Raw genomic sequence first — 22,110 nt, 5'->3', positions numbered from 1 at the left:
ATTCCTTTTTCTAATGGCTTCATTTGAAAATATGTTTCCCTAACGCCATCGCGGCCGCATAGCCGGAACTCCAGGCCCATTGCAGGTTGTAGCCGCCGAACTCGCCGTCGACATCCATCACCTCGCCAGCGAAATAGAGCCCAGGCACGAGCTTGGATTCTAACGTGTCCGCGAAGAGATCTTTTGTAACGATGCCACCGGCTGTCGCTTGTGCCTTCTCGAAGCTATGGGTATCTGTTACTTTAAAGTCCCAACGCTTCAATATTTTATAAAAGACCCCTTTCGTTTTCCACGAGAGATCCTGGCAAAGTAGGTTTGGCTCTTGATCGATTCTCGCTTCCTTCAGCATGACAGGGATCAGCTTCTTGTGTAAAAAACCGATGAAGGATTCCGCAACCGGTCGGTGTGCGAATGTTCCCCAGTTCATCTCCAGGAATTCGATAACCTCCTCCTTCGTGCGGTTCGGCATCAAATCGATGGATAAAGTCACGGAATCCCCTCTCGAGAGATGAACGGCGGCTATCCGACTGAGTTGAAGAATCGGTGGGCCGGAAAAGCCGTAATCGGCGAAATGAATTTCACCGGTTTCGCTGCGAACGATCTCGCCGTTTACAAGGATGTGGGCCCGTCCCTGAAGTTTGATGCCGGATAGAGCCTTCATATATGGGTATTGCACCTTTAATTGCACTATTGCCGGCACAGGTTCGACCATCGCATGCCCCATGTTTTGAGCAAGCACATACCCAGACCCATCCGTCCCCGCATTCTGGCCAGTCAGGCCACCCGTACATATAAACAGATATTCGCTGGTATAGACAATCTGCTGCTCATCTGTCTCGTTGCGGCATGTAATCTTGAATCGCGGATGATCCGTCGATACGGTAACATCCAGCACCTTGTTGTTAAGATACACCGGAACGTTCCGTTCCTCCAGAGCAAGCTCAAAAATATCCAACACGGATGCAGCCTGCAGCGACATCGGATACATTAAGCCCTCTTTCAATTTCGTAAGCGGCAATCCAAGCATATTGAAAAAATCAATGGTTTGACGGATGCCGAATTGCTGCAACACAGGCAACGGAAATTCAGCCTGACTGCTATGGTACTTGCGCGATAAGGCCACCACTTCGTCGTCCGTACCCGTCATAGTGGAATCGTTCGTAATATTGCAACGACCGTCACCTGTCATTGCGATTTTTTTCCCAATCCGGTCGTTACCCTCTAGAATGGCGGTATCGATACCCAAATCCCGTGCTGTAACGGCAGCCATGAGTCCTGATGCGCCTGCACCGATAATAATCAACTTGTGGTGCAAGAAAGTCTGATAATCGTGCATGGTTGGTCAATGCACCCCTTGTCCAATAGATTTATATATAGGAAATGTGAATTTTTCTGAATGAAACTGCGCTATATTCAATTATAGCATAGGAGTATGCACCGCATAATCCCGATAGAATACTCCTGACATCACGTCTCATTACAGTAATACCCCAAATATAAAAAAACCACAACCTCGTGCGATTATGGATTTGCATGGTGGAGGAGAGGGGAGTCGAAAACCCCTGTATACCGTCATGGTCGGTTTGGTGTCACTCATGATACTCAAACTCATGTCACTTTCCGGCGGCATCATAAATGATCTCGAACTTGTTTCCTTCACCATCTTCACGAACTCGTTTGTTATTCTTCATATAATAAATGGATGCACCCGACTCCCTCGCTTGCTTCCGTGCATATTGATTCGCTTTTCTCAAAATTTCTTGGAGCTGTTCTCGATTTGAAAACATCTTGAGTCCCCCTACCTTAGCATAGATAGATCTACTAGCGAAAAGGAGATGTATATTAGTTTCTTTGAAGCGATGAAACTCAAAAACCGCAAACCCTGGGGAGAAATCCCTAAGGCTTGCGGTTTCTTTTCATACTAGTGGCAACTTCAGCTATCTCAAATTAATAGTGACCTTGTCCTCATCTTTTTCCAGTCTTAGAATCAAACCATCTTCTGATTCAGCTACTGTGTCAGGGACTTTCATTACAACAAATCCAGTTTTCGAAGATAATGGCTTAACACTTTCCTTGCTAAGGTCTTTATCTATCATCGCCTTTGAGAAATAAAAAAAGCACTTTTATTTGAATACCACAGTGTACACAAATACAGTTAAGATTCTGCATTGAAAGATGTGAATGTTACTTCCCCTGAACAATTGCTACCTTTCCCAGTTTCGCATACTTAATCTGCGAGCATCTCCCACTTTTATTTATATATTGATAATCGTTATTGTTAATGTCTACTTTTGCGTGCCCAGAAATGTGAACATCCCCATGTTCTGGTCCGATCACTCGGACATTATTGTCCGTTAGCGTTAATTCTGTGGCACCTAGCCCTTGTAACGGACAATTATGTCCGTTACAAGGGAAATTGTCGCGAAAAATTGCATTTTGCGCTTCTAACGGTCAAAAGTGTCCGTTGGAGGAGCGTAGGTGTTGTTTTCATGCTCTAACGGACATTTTTGACCGCTAGAGCATTGCGATCACATCACTCCTCTGATTAACGTTATTTCTCGCCAAAACGGGAACAATCGCCATACATAAAAGTACAAGTATAATTTTATATCCAGCAAATAATAGAACCCATAACACATAATAAGCATTCAAAATATTGCCATACTATTTGTGTAATTACTTTTAAATAGTATGGTTCTGGACAGCTCAAGGTGCAGGAGGATTGAAGCAGTATTTTAGTTAATATTGGCTGGCCCATTCTGTATTCCATTCATCATTATCCTAGGCTGCAATACCCGACACACACAGGTCTCATCGCCGGGAAAATGGACTTTCCGGCATCCCCAAGGCTATGCGCAAGAGACTCAGATTCGCTACTGTTGGATTCATCCGGTATTGTTTATATTCCCTGCTTCTCATAAGCGTCTCAGCACTCTCCTCAGGCCGCTTCTCCCGTTCATCGCGAAACCCTTGCAACAGATGTGGAAGATTGCCATAAGCAGTAATCTCTTGCTCTGAAAGAGGCTTTTCAGTAATGATATTACTTTTTTTAAACACGATATTCTGGGGCACTTGGTGTGCCTCCCTTTGTTCATCGACTTGGGACAGACCCACGGCTGAGGCTATATCAGATTCGAGCAGCTTCAGTGTGGACTCCATCTCGTCGCTCCACCAACCGCTAACCGTTACCTCTTGATTGTCGATCACAATATTGCCCAGATCGTACGAGATATCGATCTCATCCAACATAAGTCGTTTCCTACAGTCTGCTGGAATCGTATTGAATAAACCGTCCAGCTTTTCTACCCGGCTTATCACGAGTTTACTCTCTGCCGGATCCGTACCAGGCATCAGAATATATTCATCCTCTCTATCCAATAACATATCTACCAACAGCTCGGGATCTTCACAATTATACCTGTAAGTCACATAAATCAGTTCTTTCGTACTCTCATGATCCTTAACAAGCTTACTCTTTCTAAGATTATCGCTGTGGCTCAAATTGATTATCTCCGGGTAATTCTCGATTAGTATTTCGGTAGATGATAGCTTCCTGCCGGAAGTTCGTGCCTTTTCTTCTTGCAGCTCCTGTACCCGGGTCATCACCACTGATTTTATTTCCGGGTGATCCCACGTCATAGCCCCGTGAATGCACCAATCCTCAGCATACGGCTCAATCATACCGACAGCTGTAGACCAAGGAGGCAGCTCCTCCATCATGGTTTCACAGTAAGGCATACGAAACCGTTCACCAGACCATATGTCCTCGATAACCGTACCTTGTTCATATTGGTCAACCAACTGAAAGCACGAAATCTTCATTATTCTCCATCTTTCAAGCATCTCCCGGTCTTCTCCGGAATACCTCTTGCCCCGCTCTTCCAGAAACCAGTCGATTCCGCGCATACCGTTATCATACACACGAAAGAAGAATGCCCACATGTTGCCGTACCCTTCTCTCGCTATACCTAATGAAGAATCAAAGGGTCTATATTTCTGACGATCGAATGCCCACTCCCCACCATGCTTCTGAGCCAAAAAGGAATAAAGCTCCATTGTCAGCTTATACTTCCGATCGAAAAAATGCCTTTCCTTCACCTGTCCCGCCTGTACTTCCGATTGTTTCGCCAAACAGCATTGCTTATACTTTTTCCCGCTACCGCAAGGACACGGGTCGTTTCTTCCTATCATGTTCCATTCACTCTTCCTTCCATATCAGAACATACCATTCTCATTAGAAGAATCTCCGCTATGGCCTGACACACTCATCCCAACTTCAACGATAAAGCCACCTGAAACGAAATTATCATGTTGATTGGCCATTACTCAATTATAATTCGAATTTGTTTCATCGAACAAGTAAGGACCGCGCATTGTCGGCACGCCATCATTCCTCGGTGCGTTCCTTCGAATATTCCATGCTGATCAGAGGAAGTAATTGTTAAACTTATGTGAACGTTTAAATTTGAAAGGTTAAATTCGTTGTAATTAAAATTTACTGCTATATAATAATTATAGGAATGAAAGCACTTACATAATAGATATGTTAATACCTATTAAACTATTTTTTTATTTTACCTACTTTCAGAAAACACAAAGGAGAGTTTTATCATGACAAACCAACAAAGTGCATTTTATATGCCATCAGTAAACTTATTTGGAGCAGGAGCAGTTAATGAAGTAGGAACTAGATTAGCTGGTCTAGGTATTAAGAAAGCATTATTAGTAACTGATGCCGGATTGCATAATTTAGGGCTTTCAGAAAAAATAGCAAGTATAATTCGTGAGGCTGGCGTAGAAGTATCGATTTTCCCAAAAGCAGAGCCGAATCCTACAGATAAAAACGTTGAAGAAGGTCTTGAAGCATACTTTGCTGAGAAATGTGATGGCATCGTAACACTAGGTGGAGGTAGCTCTCATGATGCTGGTAAAGGTATAGGAATTGTCGCTGCTAATGGTGGAAGAATTCACGATTATGAAGGTGTAGATAAATCAAAGAAACCGATGGTTCCTCTGATTGCTATCAACACAACAGCTGGTACAGGTAGTGAAGTAACAAAATTTACAATCATAACCAATTCTGAACGTAAAGTGAAAATGGCCATCGTTGATAAGCATGTAACACCAACATTATCTATCAATGATCCCCTATTAATGGTAGGTATGCCACCTGCATTAACAGCTGCGACTGGACTAGATGCATTGACTCATGCTATCGAAGCATACGTTTCAACAGCTGCAACACCAATCACAGATGCGCTTGCAATTCAAGCAATCAAAATCATTCCAAAATATTTGCCAAAAGCAGTAGCGAACGGACAAGATATCGAAGCTCGTGAACAAATGGTATTTGCGCAATCATTAGCTGGCATGGCGTTTAATAATGCTTCACTAGGTTATGTTCATGCGATTGCCCACCAATTCGGTGGATTCTATAACTACCCACACGGAGTATGTAATGCCATTTTACTTCCGCATGTATGTAAGTTTAACTTGATTGCGAAAGAAGAACGCTTCGCCGATATTGCAGTTGCACTAGGTGAAAGCATAGAGGGATTAAGCACTCGTGAAGCGGCTGAAAAAGGTATCGCAAAAATCGAACAAATGGCTAGAGACTTAAATATTCCAAGTGGTTTTGCTGAGCTAGGTGCTAAAGAGGAAGATATTCAAACATTAGCTGAAAATGCGATGAAAGATGCTACTGCAGCAACAAATCCTCGTAAAGCTAAATTACAAGAGGTTATGGAAATTATCAAAAACGCTATGTAGAATATAACGTTTTCGTGAAAAAATTTATAAGCTTACTAAATTAATCACGTCAAGGAGAATGAAGTCATGATTTATGATAATCCGAATACAGCAGGTGCTGTCGTTAACTTTAAAGAACAATATCAAAACTTCATCGGTGGAGAGTGGGTTGCACCCGTAAAGGGGCAATACTTAGATGTAATATCTCCGGTAACTGGTAAAGTATTCACTTCTATACCTCGCTCATCAGCAGAAGACGTGGAACTAGCGCTTGATGCGGCACATGCAGCTAAAGATACTTGGGGTAAAACAACTGTTGCATATCGTGCACAAGTTTTAAATAAAATTGCTGATCGCATTGAAGAAAACCTAGAAATGATTGCTGTTGCTGAAACTTGGGACAACGGAAAAGCAGTGCGTGAAACACTAAATGCTGATATTCCTTTAGTCGTGGATCACTTCCGTTACTTCGCAGGCGTTATTCGTGCACAAGAAGGTGGTATTAGTGAAATCGATGGTGATACAGTAGCATATCACTTTAACGAGCCATTAGGGGTGGTTGGCCAAATTATCCCTTGGAACTTCCCTCTTCTTATGGCTGCGTGGAAGATTGCTCCAGCTTTAGCAGCTGGGAATTGTATCGTAATGAAACCAGCTGAGCAAACACCAGCTTCAATCAGTGTATTAATCGAATTAATCCAGGACTTACTACCGAAAGGTGTACTCAACATCGTACAAGGTACAGGTTTAGAAGTTGGGAAACCACTTGCAACAAACCCACGTATCGCAAAAATTGCATTCACTGGTTCAACAGCAGTAGGTCGCTCAATTATGCAATATGCAACTGAAAATATTATTCCAGTAACATTAGAACTTGGTGGTAAATCTCCTAACATCTTCTTCCCCGATATTATGGATGCAGATGATGAGTATTTAGATAAAGCGATTGAAGGTTTCGTATTATTCGCACTAAACTCAGGTGAAATATGTACAAGTCCTACTCGTGCACTAATACATGAATCAATCTATGATAGATTTATAGAAAAAGTGTTAGAACGCGTTAAAGCTATCAAAATAGGTAACCCTTTAGACACAGAAACAATGATGGGTGCACAAGCCTCTAAACAACAATTAGATAAAGTCCTTTCTTATATCGAAATCGGTAAAGAAGAAGGCGCTGAGTTACTGATTGGCGGCTACCAAAACCATTTAGAAGGTGACCAAGCAGAAGGCTACTATGTTGCTCCAACGATATTCAAAGGTCATAACAAAATGCGTATCTTCCAAGAAGAAATCTTTGGTCCAGTACTATCTGTGACTACATTCAAAGATTTCGACGAAGCAATCGAAATCGGAAATGATACATTATACGGCTTAGGTGCTGGTATTTGGTCTCGTAATGGTGAAACCGCTTACCGTGCAGGTCGCGCTATACAAGCTGGCCGCGTATGGACTAACACATATCACCAATATCCAGCACACGCTGCATTCGGTGGTTACAAACAGTCTGGTATCGGACGTGAAAACCACTTAATGATGCTTTCTCACTACCAACAAACGAAATGTATTTTAGTTGGTTATAACAAAGAATCAATGGGGTTCTTCTAAGTTGGAGAAAGTCATTGCAACAGAAGCAGCGCAGGATTTAATCAAACAATTGCAGGAGCAGCACGGTCAACTAGTATTTATTCATTCTGAGGGTTGCTGTGACGGGACGTCACCGATCTGTATGACAGCAGGTTACTTCTGCCTTAGCAGCCGTGATGAGCAAATAGGAGTAGTTTTAGACGTACCGTATTATATGCATAACTCAAACTCGTCCTACTGGCAACACCTACAAATTGTCATTGATGTAATAGACGGTATTGGAAATTCATTTTCGCTCGAAAGTGCAGAAAATAAATCCTTCGTCATTCGCGCTAAACAATTGAATAATTTATAGAATTCTAGATCATTCACCAATTTGCACAAAATCCCACGGGGAAGCTTATTTATTTGCTTTTCCATGGGATTCTTTTTGTCACTTAATAGATGATTGACTGAATCGTCTCTTTATCAGAATCAGCAAACTCTACTGCCTCAACGATGTCCTTTGATTTAAATATTCTGGAGCAAACTATTTCTGTCAATGAGGCACTTGACAGGGAGCACTTCAAGAGGGGTATCGCTACCCTTGAAGTACACAATGATTACCCACCAGAGATTTGGTTGAGAAACCAAGATTCTGGTGGGTATCAATGAAGGTCTGGTATATTTCCAGTTATTCTTATCAATCGGCGGAAAGGTAGTAAAAAACCAAACTTTATAATACGTATTATTTATACGTTTACACGTACTTATTATACGTGTATAATGAGATATAAGGAGGACGGTAATGAAAGCATATAATTCAAGAGAAATCATAAAACTTCTTGAAGAGGACGGATGGTTTTTAATCGGAGTGCATGGTAGCCATCATTACTTCAAACATCCGACAAAACCCGGGAAAGTCACGGTACCGCATCCTAAGAAAAGCTTTCCTCCCAAGACGCAAATGAGTATTCTTAAATCAGCAGGGTTTGTAGAGCCGCAAGGCTCTCCCCTAAGGAGGTAATAGATATATGAGCAAGAAGGACATTTACCGCTTCTGGGCATTACTCGACACAGCGGAAGAGGGAATTTCCGTTCGTTTTCCCGATCTCCCCGGTTGTAATACTTTTGGAGAAACGGCAGAAGAAGCGCACTCAGCAGCGCGTGAAGCGCTCGAAGGGTTTATCTATGTGCTGGAGCAAGATGGAGACTCTATTCCCGATCCATCACCACTCGATTCCATTTTGAAGCAAGCAGATTCAACAGAGGCAGCTTGCGAGGTACAGGTTTATATGCCAACTGTTCGAGATGCTATGGAATCGAAGGCGGTAAAAAAAACTCTTACAGTACCAAAATGGTTAAATGATGAGGCTGAACGGCAACATCTAAATTTCAGCCAGGTACTTCAGGAAGGTTTAAAAAGAAGCCTCGGAATTGATAATCAACGTATTTAAACTGTGCCTGAAGTTTCCCTAATGGAAACCAGTTGAGACGCTGGGCTGATTGTTCAGCTCAGCGTCACTATTTCCTGTATATTCCTTCCCCTTTAATACTTAGTCCAATAATCTAGATTGCTCAATATCGTCGGCTTAGGTTTAGGCATAGATGTATCCCGCTCCCCCCTCCAGGATCACAATGGTATCAAGTCGTGGATTGTCTGGCCAAAATATATACCTTTCCTGGACTAATACATCTAATGCAGCCTTAATATCCGAGTATTTACGGCCTGTGGTGCGCTCTAGCTCTGGCTTGGTCGGCATTCGTCGTTGCGTAGAATAGTTGTACAGAATCCTAAGAACCTTCCGTTCTAAATCACTCAACATATCGATCATCTCCATACAAGAACATTTGTTTGTATTATATGCCCGATATGAGGAAATTATCAATATGAAAAATTAAAATAACGAACTCCATCCTAATAATTTGCTTCAAAGTAGTCTAATATCGCTCTTTGAGTAGAAGTCAACTCTCTTAGACGAAGCTCTTTAATAAATTCGTATGCTCTCTGCAATCCAGCTCGATTATTATAATCACAGGAAAGATCAATTAACACGCCTATTACAAAGAGTACTGCGTCATTATCCATGTTTAATAGGTCATCTGAAGTAATGGAAACTAATTCATTAAATTGCGGGTCATACATAATCATCACCCTCAGATACATTTATATTTTTATTTAAATCTGATCTATTTCTATCCCACATATTATGATTTTATATATTCTTTGTGTATACAATTATATGCGAAGTTCAGCTGACAACCAGAGTCATTCCCCTCACTGTAGAATATAAGACATATTGGAATATTCTCACATCCCCCTAGGCTTGTCTAGTCGTTGTCGGCTTAATCAAGGGCTTACCCGATCTCTACTATTACTGAATTTTCATAAAGCACAACCTTTGCATCTCCTTCTGCACGAACACTTTAGAAATAAACTTACCTACATTAAGGGTCGGAAGCTGACAAGGATGACTTACAATGCAGAATACTGGGACTCATGTGATTCTTCCGACTCAACAGATGCAATTTTGCAGCTTTTGCTCCGATATACAGAATGAGCATTCATCTGCTCTTTGATCTTTGAATGCAATCCTAATGTATCGTACTCATCATTGCGATCAATCTTAATGTTGACATCTATCGGCCCCTGCAAGTGACGTGTCACGCCGTAGAATAATCTTTCAGGGATTTTGATATGACGGATTGTCAAGGCAAGTGCGACAGTTCCTCTGAAAAAGATTCGCGAGCGGTTCTCCATCCCAGACATTTTCGTGGTCTGTGGTTAATCAGATCAAGAGCATGGTGTAAAGCCTCGTCCGTAACTTGAGCGAAGTCCGTTCCTTTGGGAAAAAACTCTCGCAAGAGGCCGTTGGCGTTCTCATTGGAGCCTCGTTGCCAGGAGGAATACGGATCAGCAAAGTACACCTGTATGCTATGGGTGGCCTCCAGATTGGTGTAGCAAGCAAACTCCTTGCCACGATCTGCTGTAGCGGTTTGAAAGGCTCCGATAGGATACTCAGAAGCAACTACACCAAAAGCGATCTCCATAGACAACGCTGTGCGGTCTGGCATCCGAATGGCTTTGTACAAGCGCGTTTTACGCTCAATGAACGTAGCTACACAGCCCTTGCTTTTCCCACGGCCTGAGACCACCGTATCGAGTTCCCAATGACCAAACGTTTCCCGAGACCGTACCTCTTTGGGACGCTGAGAGATAGACTTGCCCACGGTAAACTTGCCACGCGTCTCAGCAGGCTTCTGCCGCTTGCCTTTGTGTCTGAGAACGGTGAGGATGCCTTTGGACAACAGGCCCGCGTACAGCCAGCGATAGATCGTTTTAAAGCATACGATGGCTTGCTTCTCCTGCCGAAACCGCTGTGTGATCTGCTCCGGAGACCAGGTGGCCTGAAGCTTCTCTTCGATGACTCTAGCCAGCTCCGGCGTCCACTTGCCTTCGGGAACCGAGGTTTTACGACGCTGGGTATAGCTCTCCTGGGCTCGCTGTGCACCATAGGTCTCCTGACCCTCGTGACGCTCCAGTTCACGGCTGATGGTGGAATGATGTCTGCCGAGCTCTCTGGCAATCGCTCTGGCACTTTTCCCCTGCTGGTGGAGGATTTCTAGCTTGCTGCGCTCGATTATGCTAAGATGTGTGTAGTTCATGGTGGATTCTCCTTGTGTGAATGTAGGGTGTAGGAACTTTCATTCTACACGAATCCGGCCATGGGCTCTTTTTTATTTATTTCCAGCAGGTGTCGCACTTCATTTTACAATCCGTCATATAGAAAAGATTACGTAGCTCCATCATTGTCAATTTTAGCTGTTCAGCAATACTATGAGCCTCTGTGTTATCGACAATAAGTATGTTAATATTCACATCTTGATTGATAATATAATGAAGAACCTCGAAGTATTTCTTCAAGTGCTGGTCATGATTGTACTCCCGGAAATGCAATTCACTCTTGGTTCCCAGTTCTTCATACATGCGTTGTATCGTCTGCGTTATGTCAATCATTGTCTGTTCACTACCGCCATACGCACCATAATAGGAATTCGCTTTTCCTGGCTGGTCAATTTTATTTGCTTCATCGAAATAGATATTATAAATCATTGTACACATCTCAAATAACCAAAATAAGAACGTACGACTTGACTTTCATCCACATACATAATATCATAATTATACAGAAATAATACGGATAAGTGCAGTCTTCTCCGCTTCGTTAGCCAGAGCTGACTACACTCAATTAAAACCCTTCTCCGCTTCGTTAGCAGAGTTGGGTTTTTTGCATTCTATACGATGATACATCTATTTATGCCTCTTGTCTTCCACCTACACACTTCTAGCCACTTTAGTGGGATATGCTGTCCCATCTTCGCCTGTGGCAAACAGGAGAAGACAAGTAGTCTGGTTCTAGCGAAAGCCGATTATGGGGCGTTGCTTGGCTGACATCAAAACTGCTACGTACAGAGGTACCGCCATATACATCATCAGAAATATGTCGTATTCGACGTCAGAGTAGCCTGAAGCCCTAGAGCCGAAGCGGTTTACCCCACCCCTTAGAATACGAGCAAGCAAAAACGGACACCAACATGGTGTCCGTCACTGGTACTACATATGGAGGCGAGGGGAGTCGAACCCCTGTCCGAAGGCAACGCCACATAGGTGTCTACGGGTGTAGTCACGGTTTTGATGTCACCTTAGCAAGCGCCCCGTAACCGGCTATCGCTAAGGTCAGCCTGATTGTCTTCTTCAGCCAGCCCCAGGCGGAGACTGGACAGCGTATCCCACTAAAGTTGGGCCCCTATCCTGGCACATGGGCGATGCAAGGGAGGAGCTCGCTAACAGGTTATTAAGCTGCTAATGCGAAGTTGTTTTGTTGTTTGCCGTTTAATTGGCTTTAGCGTTGATGAAGCGGACGCGTCCCCACTACCCGCTACCCATGCTCGAACTACCCCCGTCGAATCCATAAACGCCCCCGTAATAGAAAGGCTGGATCTCAAGAGTATCCGGCAAAGGTGCATAATACATTTTGCATCTTACATAACTAAGTATAACACACTTCACATCCATCTTAACTATGGACTTGAAGGAAGAACAGGCATCATTATGAAAAAGCTCACATGCCACCGCCACAAAGAATTCTCAATTATCTGGCGACTTTCTGCTTCTCCCGCAAAATACGCTGGATATCGCGCTGAGCATCACGCTTAGCAGCGGCCTCACGCTTGTCGTATTGCTTCTTCCCTTTACCCAGCCCGATCAACAGCTTTGCATATCCGTTGCGCACATAAATCTTCAGCGGTACAATCGAATAGCCTTCTTGCTTGGATAGACCCAGCAGCTTATGAATCTGCGACTTATGCATCAGCAGCTTACGTGCACGGGTTGGATCGGTTGGATTGAAGCGATTCCCTTGCTCAAAAGGACTGATATGCATATTATGAATATGAATTTCGCCATTACGAATCGTCGCAAAAGCATCATTAATATTCACCCGGGCATTGCGGACTGATTTAATCTCCGTACCCGTCAGCACCATACCTGCCTCAAAAGTCTCCTCGATGAAGTAGTCATGGGAAGCTTTCTTATTCTGCGCCAAAACCTTGCCATCATTCTTCTTGCCCATGTCCTTTCCTCCTCATCCCTCAACTGATTTGAGCAATTACGCTAGAGATTAATTGTAACAATTCTGCAGTCTAAAATCAAGATTTTGCACCCTCTCGCAAATGGCCCACGGCATAATCAACATCAGAATTTCCAGAGAATACATCCCCTTTTACATATAGAATTAGCATACTTAGCTCTGCATTTTCCTGATATATTATTCACTTGCAGTAAATATATAAAACTATATATAGCTTAATCTATACAATCCCCTCCTTCCGTCTCCTCTACACGGACAAATCAGGTAAAATGTTTTTCAAATGGTGGACACCAGGTATATGTTGAGGGCAAGACACAATAATCAATATATAGTTATATTACATAAAAATAATCTACATTTTGTGTTTATGAAGCTGGCGTTTGCTGATTTTAATTCTTCATTAATGTCCACTATTTAAAAGACAATTCTTCAAAAAGTCCCTATACAGAGGACAATTCTCCAATTTAAGCTGCAACTATGATAAAACCATTTGAAAAAGAGCGAACGCAGCATCCCGCTCCATCCGCTCTAATTATCAAATTGCCCTTTTACTTCCACCTAATAACCTTAGCAGCAACCTGTAACCTGCTTACTTCTTCTTCTTACGTACGAAGGCTGCGGTACTATTGCCGCCGGACTTGGCTTTGCTGCGGGAGCCATCGCCTCCAGGCTTGTCCTTCCGCGAGCGCTTCTCACCACCACGATAACTACCACCATCGCGGCTGACGGCAACCGACCCGGCGGCATAGCCACCCTTACCGGAGCCGAAGCCAAAGCTCACCGCGGGCGCATCACCTGCGCCATCGCCCGCGGTGGAGCCCCTGCGCTTGCTACTCTCGCCGCCAAGCGCGATCCCGGCTGCTGCGCCTGCACCACCAGCAGCCGCCTTCTTACCGCGCTTGCCCCGCTTCGCCTTATACACACCGTTGTCAACAGGTATACTATCGATCCAATCCTCACCAACAACGGGCTGATCCGCACCAGCTTGAATCGTCGAGCCTTTCCCCGACTTGCCACTCTTACCGCCGCCCTTGGCTTTGTCTTTGCGCTCGCTCTTACTTCCAGCCTTACCGAGTTTCCCCTTCTTGCCACCTGACTTACCTCCAGCACCAGCACTAACGCCAGTTTTAGCTCTGCCACCAGAGCCTTCACCAGAACCACCGCGCTCGCCACGCCGTTTCCCCACTTTGGATCCACCGCGCGAATCAGGCCCTCCATCAAAGGAGGAATCTCCGCGCTTCCTCGGCTTCATATCTACCAGCTCGAAATCGATCGTATGATCATCCATATTCACACGAGCTACACGAATCTCGACCTCATCGCCGATCCGGAAAATCCGCGAAGTCCGCTCCCCAATCAGCGCCATATGCTGCTCATGGAAATGATAATAGTCATCGGTCATCGCGCTCAAGCGAATCAGGCCCTCAACCGTGTTCTCCAGCTCGATGAACATCCCGAAGCTCGTCACACTGCTGATCATGCCCGTGAATACCTCGCCGACCTTGTCCAGCATATATTCGGCCTTCTTCAGCTGCTCGGTATCCCGCTCCGCTTCCACCGCTACTCGCTCACGCTCAGACGATTGCTGCGCAATCTCCTTCATGCGACTCACCAGATACTCCTGCCGATCCGCAGGCAGCACCCCGTTATGCTCAATCACCTCACGGATAATCCGATGGATCACCAGGTCAGGATACCGACGGATCGGCGAGGTGAAGTGTGTATAGAACTCTGCAGCCAGACCGAAATGCCCCGTGCTCTCCGCATCATACTTCGCCTGCTTCATCGACCGCAGCATCATCGTGCTGATCACCGTCTGTTCCTTCGTGCCCTGAATATCCTCCAACAGCGTCTGCAACGCACGCGGATGCACCTTATTGCTCTTACCGCCCTTCACGGTGTAACCGAAATTAGCAGCAAAAGCCATGAAGTTCATCAGTTTCTCCTGATCGGGATCTTCATGAATCCGATAGATGAACGGCACCTTCAGCCAGTGGAAATGCTCCGCCACCGTCTCATTCGCCGCCAGCATGAATTCCTCGATGATCTGCTCGGCAATCGAGCGCTCTCTTTTGACAATATCCGTGACCTTGCCGCTCTCATCTACGAGTACCTTCGCTTCTTCGAAGTCGAAATCAACCGCTCCGCGCTTCATCCGCTTCGAGCGCAGCTTCATAGCCAGATCCCGCATCGTCTTGAACATATCGACCAGATCGCTGTAACGCTCGGTTACTTCCACATCTTCATCCTGTAGGATCTTGCGGACATTCGTATAAGTCATTCGCTCCGTTGTACGGATCACACTCGTAAAAATATCATGCTTCACCACATGCAGCTTCTCATCAAACTCCATCTCACAGGACAGCGTGAAGCGGTCTACCTTCGGATTCAGGGAGCAAATTCCATTCGACAGCCGATGCGGCAACATTGGAATCACCCGATCGACCAGATAGACGCTACAGCCGCGATTATAAGCCTCCTGATCCAGCTTGGAGCCTTCCCTGACATAATAGCCTACATCGGCAATATGCACGCCGAGCTTGTAATGCCCGTTGGGCAGCAGCTCTACATTGACCGCATCATCCAGGTCCTTCGCATCCTCGCCATCAATCGTGACGATCACCTTATCGCGCAGATCACGCCGCCCCTGCTTCCCAATCTCTTCCTCCGCAATCTCATCAGGCGCATCCATCGCCTCTGCCATCACATCATCAGGAAACGCTTCTGGAAGCTGATGCTTGCGAATAATCGAGAGAATATCCACGCCCGGATCGTCCTTATGCCCGAGAATTTCAATAATCTCGCCTTCCGCCGACGACCTTCCCTCAGGATAGTTTACAATCCGAACGACGACCTTCTCCCCATCAACTGCCCCGGCAAAAGACTCCTTCGGAATAAAAATATCACGATTAATCCGCTTATCATCCGGCAGTACGAATCCATAAGCCTCAAAGCTCTGGAAGACACCGACCACTTGGACAACCGCCCGGTTGACGATGCGAACCACTTCGCCCTCCAGCTTGCCGCCGGCGACGCTCTTGGAATTAATCCTCACCAGCACCGTATCGCCGTTCATGGCACTCTTCAGATCATTCGCATGAATATATACATCCGGATGCTCGCGATCCTCAGGAATCAGGAAAGCAAACCCCTTGGCATGTGCCTGCAGGCGACCCCTAACCAGGTTCATCCGCTCAGGCACTCCATAGCGCTGGCTGCGTGTTAATAAGATGGTCCCTTCCTGCTCCAACTGGTTCAACAGCTTGAGAAATTCCTTAAACTCCGCGGCATCGGATATTTGAAAATATTGCTCTAATTCCTGGTATGTCATCGGTTTATATGCCTGTTCACGCATAAATGCAAGCAGTTCTGCTTCTGTTATCATAAACTCCCACCTCAGGCCGGCCTGTCCACTGTCCATTTACCGGTAAGTATTAGTATTTTGGTATATACTTTAGTATACACGAATTGCGTTCTTTACATCCCTGCCTTCCATGCTAATCCTCACAAGGATATACAAAAAAGGATTGTCCCTGATATCTTAACGATAAGGACAACCCCTTCATTTCATTATGAGAGTTGACAGGTTACTTCGCAAAGATGGCAACTACAATCGCCATAACGAAGAATCCGACCGCCAGAGCGATGGTAGTCCGCTCCAGCACAAGCTCCAGACCGCGAGCTTTCTTCTTGCCAAAGAGATGTTCTGCACCCCCGGAGATGGCACCGGCGAGACCTGCGCTCTTTCCTTCCTGCAGCAATACAACTACAATCAAACCCACAGAGAAAATAACGAGCAGTACCTCTAAAAAGACATTCATCCAAATCCACCTCCTAAGTAGAAATGCGGAAATCTATTTCCTTAGCAACATAATTTTAGATATAAAAACAGCACTATTATTGTAGCACAATACCCAGGGAATAACAACTGGATATACTAAATTGGAAGAGCCGCCAACAGAAAAGGACCTGCCGACGTCTCGGACAGGCCCTTCCCTTATTGACTGACTATGATGTTTCGAACTAGCTAGTATAGTTGCTTAAGCCGCCTCTTTTATCTTGATGACTGACTTGGTGTATAACTGAGCGGCATTCTGTTGAATCCCTCTGTATCTTAGGAACGCTTCAAGTTGTAGAAGGATTTCAAGCCGTTGTATTGAGCAAGCTCGCCCAATTGGTCTTCGATACGAAGCAATTGGTTGTACTTCGCGATACGGTCTGTACGGGAAGGAGCACCGGTCTTGATTTGGCCAGCGTTCGTAGCAACCGCGATGTCAGCGATTGTGCTGTCTTCGGATTCACCGGAACGGTGGGAGACAACAGCTGTGTAACCCGCACGTTTTGCCATTTCGATCGCGTCGAAGGTTTCTGTCAAAGTACCGATTTGGTTAACCTTGATCAGGATGGAGTTACCGATTCCTTCGTTGATACCTTTTTCAAGACGCTCAGTGTTCGTTACGAACAAGTCATCACCAACGAGTTGGATCTTGTCGCCGAGCTTCTCAGTGAGAAGCTTCCAGCCTTCCCAGTCGTCTTCGGAGCAGCCGTCTTCGATCGTGATGATCGGATATTTATCAACCCAAGATGCGAGCAGGTCAACGAATTCTGCGGAAGTGAAGGATTTACCTTCGCCATCGAGATGGTATTTGCCATCCTTGAAGAATTCAGTCGAAGCTACGTCCATACCCAGGAATACATCAACACCTGGTTTGTAACCCGCTTTTTCGATAGCTTCCATGATGGAGGACAATGCATCTTCATTGGAAGTGAAGTTAGGAGCGAAGCCGCCTTCGTCACCAACTGCAGTATTCAGGCCTTTTGCCTTCAATACGGATTTCAGGTTATGGAAGATTTCTGCGCCAGTACGAAGAGCTTCCTTGAAGCTAGGAGCGCCTACAGGCAGAATCATGAACTCTTGTACGTCAACGTTGTTATCCGCATGCGCGCCGCCGTTCACGATGTTCATCATAGGAACTGGCAATTGTTTTGCGTTGAATCCGCCAAGGTATACATACAGTGGAAGATCCAGAGCGTCTGCTGCTGCCCGTGCTACTGCCATCGATACAGCCAGGATTGCGTTAGCGCCGAATTTGCCTTTGTTAGGCGTTCCGTCCAGAGCGATCATCAATTTGTCGATGCCAAGTTGGTCAAGAGCATCCATACCGATCACTTCTGGAGCGATATGTTCATTTACGTTCTCAACAGCTTTCAATACACCTTTACCGAGGTAACGGGAGTTGTCACCGTCGCGAAGCTCAACAGCTTCATGGGCCCCAGTGGAAGCACCGGATGGAACGATAGCGCGACCGATCGCACCGGATTCCAGATAAACTTCAACTTCTACAGTTGGATTACCGCGGGAGTCAAGGACTTCGCGAGCGTATACGTCAGAAATAATCGTCATTGAAATATCTCCTTTTATGGGTGATTTGGATTAATTAAGTTATATTAGCTATCTTGCAAAAAGATCTTAATAATTATGCCTTACGGCTGGCAATCATCGATTGCCCTGTCATTTCTTCCGGCTTAGGAAGTCCCATCAGATCAAGCAGCGTTGGAGCTACGTCAGCCAGAATGCCGCTTTCGCGAAGCACTACGTTCTCATCGGTCACGATAAATGGCACCGGGTTAGTAGTATGAGCTGTATGCGGACGGCCAAGATCGTCGAATTCCATATCTGCATTACCATGGTCAGCGATAATAACAACTACGCCGCCCTTAGCTTTGACTGCATCTACAACTTTGCCTACGCATTCGTCAGTTACTTCTACCGCTTTGATCGTTGGCTCCAGCATACCGGAGTGACCCACCATGTCCGGGTTAGCGAAGTTGAGAATGATTGCGTCATGCACATCCTTCTCGATTTCCTTCACACAAGCCTCGGCCACTTCATAAGCGCTCATCTCAGGCTTAAGGTCATAAGTTGCAACCTTCGGCGAATTGATCAGTACGCGTGTCTCGCCTGGAAGCTCAACATCACGTCCGCCACTGAAGAAGAAGGTTACGTGTGGATACTTCTCGGTCTCAGCGATACGAAGCTGCTTCTTACCTTGCTGTACCAGCACTTCGCCGAAGGTATTATCCAGGTTCTTCGGTGAATAAGCCACAAATCCGTTCACGGTCTCCGAGAACAGGGTCAAGCATACGAAGTAGAGATCCTTCGGACATTTCGGTCCACGGTCGAAGCCGCGGAAATCTTCATTCGTAAAAGCGTTGGACAATTGGATCGCCCGGTCAGGACGGAAGTTCAGGAAGATTACGGAATCTTCCGATTCAACCAAGCCAACAGGCTGATCATTCTCATCCACGATGACCGTAGGCATTACGAATTCGTCAAATACGGACTTCTCGTAAGATTCCGTAACCGCCTTGATCGGATCGGTATATTTTGGTCCTTCGCCGTATACGATGGCACGGTAGGATTTCTCCACCCGTTCCCAACGCTTGTCGCGGTCCATCGCATAGTAACGGCCTTGTACCGTAGCGATCTTGCCGATGCCCACTTCATTAATTTTATTGATCAGAATCTCAAGATATCTCTTCGCGCTATCTGGAGCTACGTCGCGGCCATCGAGGAAAGCATGAATATATATATCATGCATACCCTCTTTCTTAGCCAGGTCGAGCATCGCCAGCATATGATTAATATGGCTATGGACGCCGCCATCCGACAGAAGGCCGTATAGATGAAGCTTCTTGCCTTTGTTCTTGGCGCTGCGTACCGCGTTTAACAAGGTCTCATTCTCAAAGAATTCACCTTCGCGAATCGATTTGGAAATCCGAGTCAAATCTTGATACACGATCCGACCTGCACCGATGTTGAGGTGACCGACTTCGGAGTTCCCCATTTGACCTTCTGGAAGCCCTACAGCTTCGCCACTAGCGGTCAAGGTCGAATGAGGATATTGCTTCAAATAACGGTCATAGTTAGGCTTAGTCGCTTGTGCAACCGCATTGCCCTCTACTTCGTTACGAAGTCCGAAGCCGTCCATGATGATTAATGCTACCGGTTTTGGAGTCGTCATCTTACTTTGCCCCCTCGACCAATTGAATATATGAAGCTGGCTGCAAGCTAGCACCGCCAACAAGCGCGCCGTCGATATCGCTTTGGCCCATATATTCCTTCACATTCTCAGGCTTCACGCTACCGCCATATTGAATGCGAATCTTGTTAGCAATCTCATCATTGTACAAGCCTTTTACGAGGCTACGAATGTAGGAGATAACTTCGTTAGCATCTTCAGAAGTCGAAGATTTGCCAGTACCAATCGCCCAGATCGGTTCATATGCGATAACGACTTGAGCAGCTTGTTCAGCCGTCAAACCTTTCAGAGCAGCTTCGGTTTGCACCTTAACTACATCCTTGGTCTTGCCAGCTTCACGCTCTTCCAGCTTCTCGCCCACGCAAGGGATCGGTGTCAAGCCATGCTTGAATGCAGCATGTACTTTTTTATTTACAATTTCATCAGTTTCTGCAAAATAAGCGCGACGCTCGGAATGTCCGATAATAACATAGTCTACGCCCAGCTCTTTCAGCATTCCTCCGCTAATTTCTCCAGTGAATGCCCCTTCATCTTCGAAATGCAGGTTTTGAGCGCCGATCTTGATCGACGTTCCTTTGGCTGCTTCCACCAAAGCCGGAAGATTCGTAAATGGAGCGCAAATTACGCTTTCCACGCCGTCTACTTCCGCTTTACCTTTCACCGCTTCGAAGAAAGCTTTTGCTTCAGGAACGGTCTTGAACATCTTCCAGTTCCCTGCAATAATCGGTGTTCTCATGCGGCTCAACTCCTTATTGTTCCTTGATTATTTCTGCTTACTTATCGTTCAGAGCCACTACGCCTGGAAGCGCCTTGCCTTCCATGAATTCCAGGGAAGCGCCACCGCCAGTGGAGATATGATCCATCTTATCAGCCAGGTGGAATTTCTCAGCTGCTGCTGCGGAATCACCGCCGCCGATAATGGTATAGCCTTCAGTTGCTGCGCAAGCTTCAGCCACTTCTTTCGTTCCGTTAGCGAAGATATCGATTTCGAATACGCCCATCGGTCCGTTCCATACAACCAATTTGGAATTCTTGATCACGTCCGCATAAAGTGCACGCGTCTTCGGCCCGATGTCCACGCCTTCCCAATCTGCAGGAATGCTGTCGATATCCACTGCCTTGTGGTTCGCTTCAGCGCTGAAATCATCAGCTACGATACAATCCACTGGAAGATAGAAGTTCTTACCGAGCTTCTTCGCTTTTTCGATGAATCCGAGCGATGCATCGAGCTTCGTATCATCAAGCAGAGATTTCCCGATTTCATGGCCTTGCGCCTTGAAGAAGGTGTAAGCCAGGCCGCCGCCGATCAATACATTGTCAGCGATGTTAAGCAAGTTGTCGATTACATCGATCTTATCCTTAACCTTGGACCCACCGATAATGGCCGTGAAAGGACGATCCGGATTGGACAACGCTTTGCCGAGTACGGACAATTCTTTCTCCATCAAAAGGCCGGATACAGCAGGCAAGAAATGAGCGATGCCTTCTGTCGAGGCATGTGCACGGTGAGCCGCGCCAAAAGCATCATTCACGAACAAGTCAGCCAATTCGGCGAATTGCTTAGCCAATTCAGTGTCATTCTTCTCTTCCCCTGGATAGAAACGAACATTTTCAAGCACCAGTACATCGCCGTTGTTCATAGCGTCGACTTTCGCTTTTACTGCAGCACCTACAGCTTCGTCTACCTTGGTAACTTCCTTGCCAAGCAGCTCGGACAAGCGTTGAGCAGGAACAGTAAGACGCATCGATTCATTCACTTGACCCTTTGGACGACCCAAGTGGCTGGCAAGAATCACTTTAGCACCATTGTCGATCAGGTACTTCACAGTAGGCAGTGTTTCACGAATCCGGGTATCATCCGTAATTTGGCCGTCCTGCATTGGCACGTTAAAATCTACACGTACAAATACACGTTTGCCGGTTACTTCTACATCACGTACGCTTTTCTTGTTCATCTCCACGTTCCTCCTATTAAATATGCGCGGTGCCGCTCCTATCATAATGACGTGGCTAGCCCCTCACAAATCTTAATATGACTTTCGATTTCTCTCCTAAGCGGTATTGCTCTCTATATCTATAATTTAATTATGTGTGTGTGAATG

Annotated in this window: 19 protein-coding genes and 1 other RNA gene; 5 read left to right on the top strand and 15 right to left on the bottom strand. The window is 45.6% G+C overall.

Annotation, left to right across the window (positions count from 1 at the left end):
• Positions 1-19: 19 nt before the first annotated feature.
• The 3 genes from BFJ94_RS20305 to BFJ94_RS20300 all read right to left on the bottom strand — a co-directional run bounded on the left by BFJ94_RS20305 (position 20) and on the right by BFJ94_RS20300 (position 4,191).
• Complete coding sequence (locus BFJ94_RS20305) at positions 20-1,336, bottom strand: BaiN/RdsA family NAD(P)/FAD-dependent oxidoreductase (RefSeq protein ID WP_120464268.1); 1,317 nt, start codon at positions 1,334-1,336, stop codon at positions 20-22.
• Positions 1,337-1,613: 277 nt separating this feature from the next.
• Entirely contained in the window at positions 1,614-1,787 is a 174-nt protein-coding gene (locus tag BFJ94_RS25465; RefSeq protein ID WP_162944349.1) for a hypothetical protein, read from the bottom strand.
• Between the two features lie 1,024 nt (positions 1,788-2,811).
• Positions 2,812-4,191, bottom strand: a complete 1,380-nt coding sequence (locus tag BFJ94_RS20300) for a YecA family protein (protein ID WP_120464267.1) — start codon at positions 4,189-4,191, stop codon at positions 2,812-2,814.
• A gap of 420 nt (positions 4,192-4,611) precedes the next feature.
• Here BFJ94_RS20300 and BFJ94_RS20295 point away from each other — a divergent pair, with 420 nt between their 5' ends.
• From BFJ94_RS20295 to BFJ94_RS20275, 5 genes are all read left to right on the top strand, one after another.
• A complete protein-coding gene (locus BFJ94_RS20295; protein WP_120464266.1) occupies positions 4,612-5,769 on the top strand; it encodes an iron-containing alcohol dehydrogenase in 1,158 nt (385 codons plus the stop codon).
• Positions 5,770-5,835: 66 nt separating this feature from the next.
• Positions 5,836-7,356: an acetaldehyde dehydrogenase ExaC gene (gene exaC / locus BFJ94_RS20290; RefSeq protein WP_120464265.1), complete on the top strand. Its 1,521-nt coding sequence runs from the start codon at positions 5,836-5,838 to the stop codon at positions 7,354-7,356.
• Between the two features lies 1 nt (position 7,357).
• Positions 7,358-7,690 (top strand): DUF779 domain-containing protein, encoded by a 333-nt coding sequence (locus tag BFJ94_RS20285; RefSeq protein ID WP_162944348.1) that lies wholly within the window; start codon positions 7,358-7,360, stop codon positions 7,688-7,690.
• 432 nt (positions 7,691-8,122) lie between these two features.
• Entirely contained in the window at positions 8,123-8,341 is a 219-nt protein-coding gene (locus BFJ94_RS20280) for a type II toxin-antitoxin system HicA family toxin (protein WP_120464263.1), read from the top strand.
• A 7-nt stretch (positions 8,342-8,348) separates the two neighbouring features.
• Positions 8,349-8,771, top strand: a complete 423-nt coding sequence (locus tag BFJ94_RS20275) for a type II toxin-antitoxin system HicB family antitoxin (RefSeq protein WP_120464262.1) — start codon at positions 8,349-8,351, stop codon at positions 8,769-8,771.
• A 141-nt stretch (positions 8,772-8,912) separates the two neighbouring features.
• Here the strand turns inward: BFJ94_RS20275 and BFJ94_RS20270 are convergent, their stop codons facing one another.
• The 12 genes from BFJ94_RS20270 to BFJ94_RS20210 form a co-directional block, all read right to left on the bottom strand.
• A complete protein-coding gene (locus BFJ94_RS20270) occupies positions 8,913-9,140 on the bottom strand; it encodes a hypothetical protein (RefSeq protein WP_120464261.1) in 228 nt (75 codons plus the stop codon).
• A gap of 92 nt (positions 9,141-9,232) precedes the next feature.
• Positions 9,233-9,460 carry a hypothetical protein gene (locus BFJ94_RS20265; protein ID WP_120464260.1) on the bottom strand — a complete coding sequence of 76 codons (228 nt, stop codon included), beginning with the start codon at positions 9,458-9,460 and terminating at the stop codon, positions 9,233-9,235.
• A 563-nt stretch (positions 9,461-10,023) separates the two neighbouring features.
• Positions 10,024-10,980 carry an IS30 family transposase gene (locus BFJ94_RS20255; RefSeq protein ID WP_120461597.1) on the bottom strand — a complete coding sequence of 319 codons (957 nt, stop codon included), beginning with the start codon at positions 10,978-10,980 and terminating at the stop codon, positions 10,024-10,026.
• Between the two features lie 76 nt (positions 10,981-11,056).
• A complete protein-coding gene (locus tag BFJ94_RS20250; RefSeq protein ID WP_120464259.1) occupies positions 11,057-11,428 on the bottom strand; it encodes a hypothetical protein in 372 nt (123 codons plus the stop codon).
• 505 nt (positions 11,429-11,933) lie between these two features.
• Positions 11,934-12,298, bottom strand: a transfer-messenger RNA (tmRNA) gene (gene ssrA / locus BFJ94_RS20245).
• A 169-nt stretch (positions 12,299-12,467) separates the two neighbouring features.
• Positions 12,468-12,947, bottom strand: a complete 480-nt coding sequence (gene smpB, locus BFJ94_RS20240; RefSeq protein ID WP_120464258.1) for an SsrA-binding protein SmpB — start codon at positions 12,945-12,947, stop codon at positions 12,468-12,470.
• Between the two features lie 607 nt (positions 12,948-13,554).
• Positions 13,555-16,350 (bottom strand): ribonuclease R, encoded by a 2,796-nt coding sequence (rnr, locus tag BFJ94_RS20235; RefSeq protein WP_120464257.1) that lies wholly within the window; start codon positions 16,348-16,350, stop codon positions 13,555-13,557.
• A 202-nt stretch (positions 16,351-16,552) separates the two neighbouring features.
• Positions 16,553-16,786 (bottom strand): preprotein translocase subunit SecG, encoded by a 234-nt coding sequence (gene secG / locus BFJ94_RS20230; protein ID WP_120464256.1) that lies wholly within the window; start codon positions 16,784-16,786, stop codon positions 16,553-16,555.
• A gap of 293 nt (positions 16,787-17,079) precedes the next feature.
• Positions 17,080-18,369 carry a phosphopyruvate hydratase gene (eno, locus tag BFJ94_RS20225; RefSeq protein ID WP_120464255.1) on the bottom strand — a complete coding sequence of 430 codons (1,290 nt, stop codon included), beginning with the start codon at positions 18,367-18,369 and terminating at the stop codon, positions 17,080-17,082.
• A gap of 73 nt (positions 18,370-18,442) precedes the next feature.
• Positions 18,443-19,990 carry a 2,3-bisphosphoglycerate-independent phosphoglycerate mutase gene (gpmI, locus tag BFJ94_RS20220; protein WP_120464254.1) on the bottom strand — a complete coding sequence of 516 codons (1,548 nt, stop codon included), beginning with the start codon at positions 19,988-19,990 and terminating at the stop codon, positions 18,443-18,445.
• 1 nt (position 19,991) lies between these two features.
• Positions 19,992-20,744, bottom strand: a complete 753-nt coding sequence (tpiA, locus tag BFJ94_RS20215) for a triose-phosphate isomerase (protein WP_120464253.1) — start codon at positions 20,742-20,744, stop codon at positions 19,992-19,994.
• A gap of 37 nt (positions 20,745-20,781) precedes the next feature.
• Positions 20,782-21,963: a phosphoglycerate kinase gene (locus BFJ94_RS20210; protein WP_120464252.1), complete on the bottom strand. Its 1,182-nt coding sequence runs from the start codon at positions 21,961-21,963 to the stop codon at positions 20,782-20,784.
• Positions 21,964-22,110 lie beyond the last annotated feature (147 nt).

Origin of the sequence: Paenibacillus aceti (assembly GCF_003614185.1) — a bacterium.
GTDB lineage: Bacteria > Bacillota > Bacilli > Paenibacillales > Paenibacillaceae > Fontibacillus > Fontibacillus aceti.
This window is presented reverse-complemented; position numbering and strand designations above follow the sequence as displayed.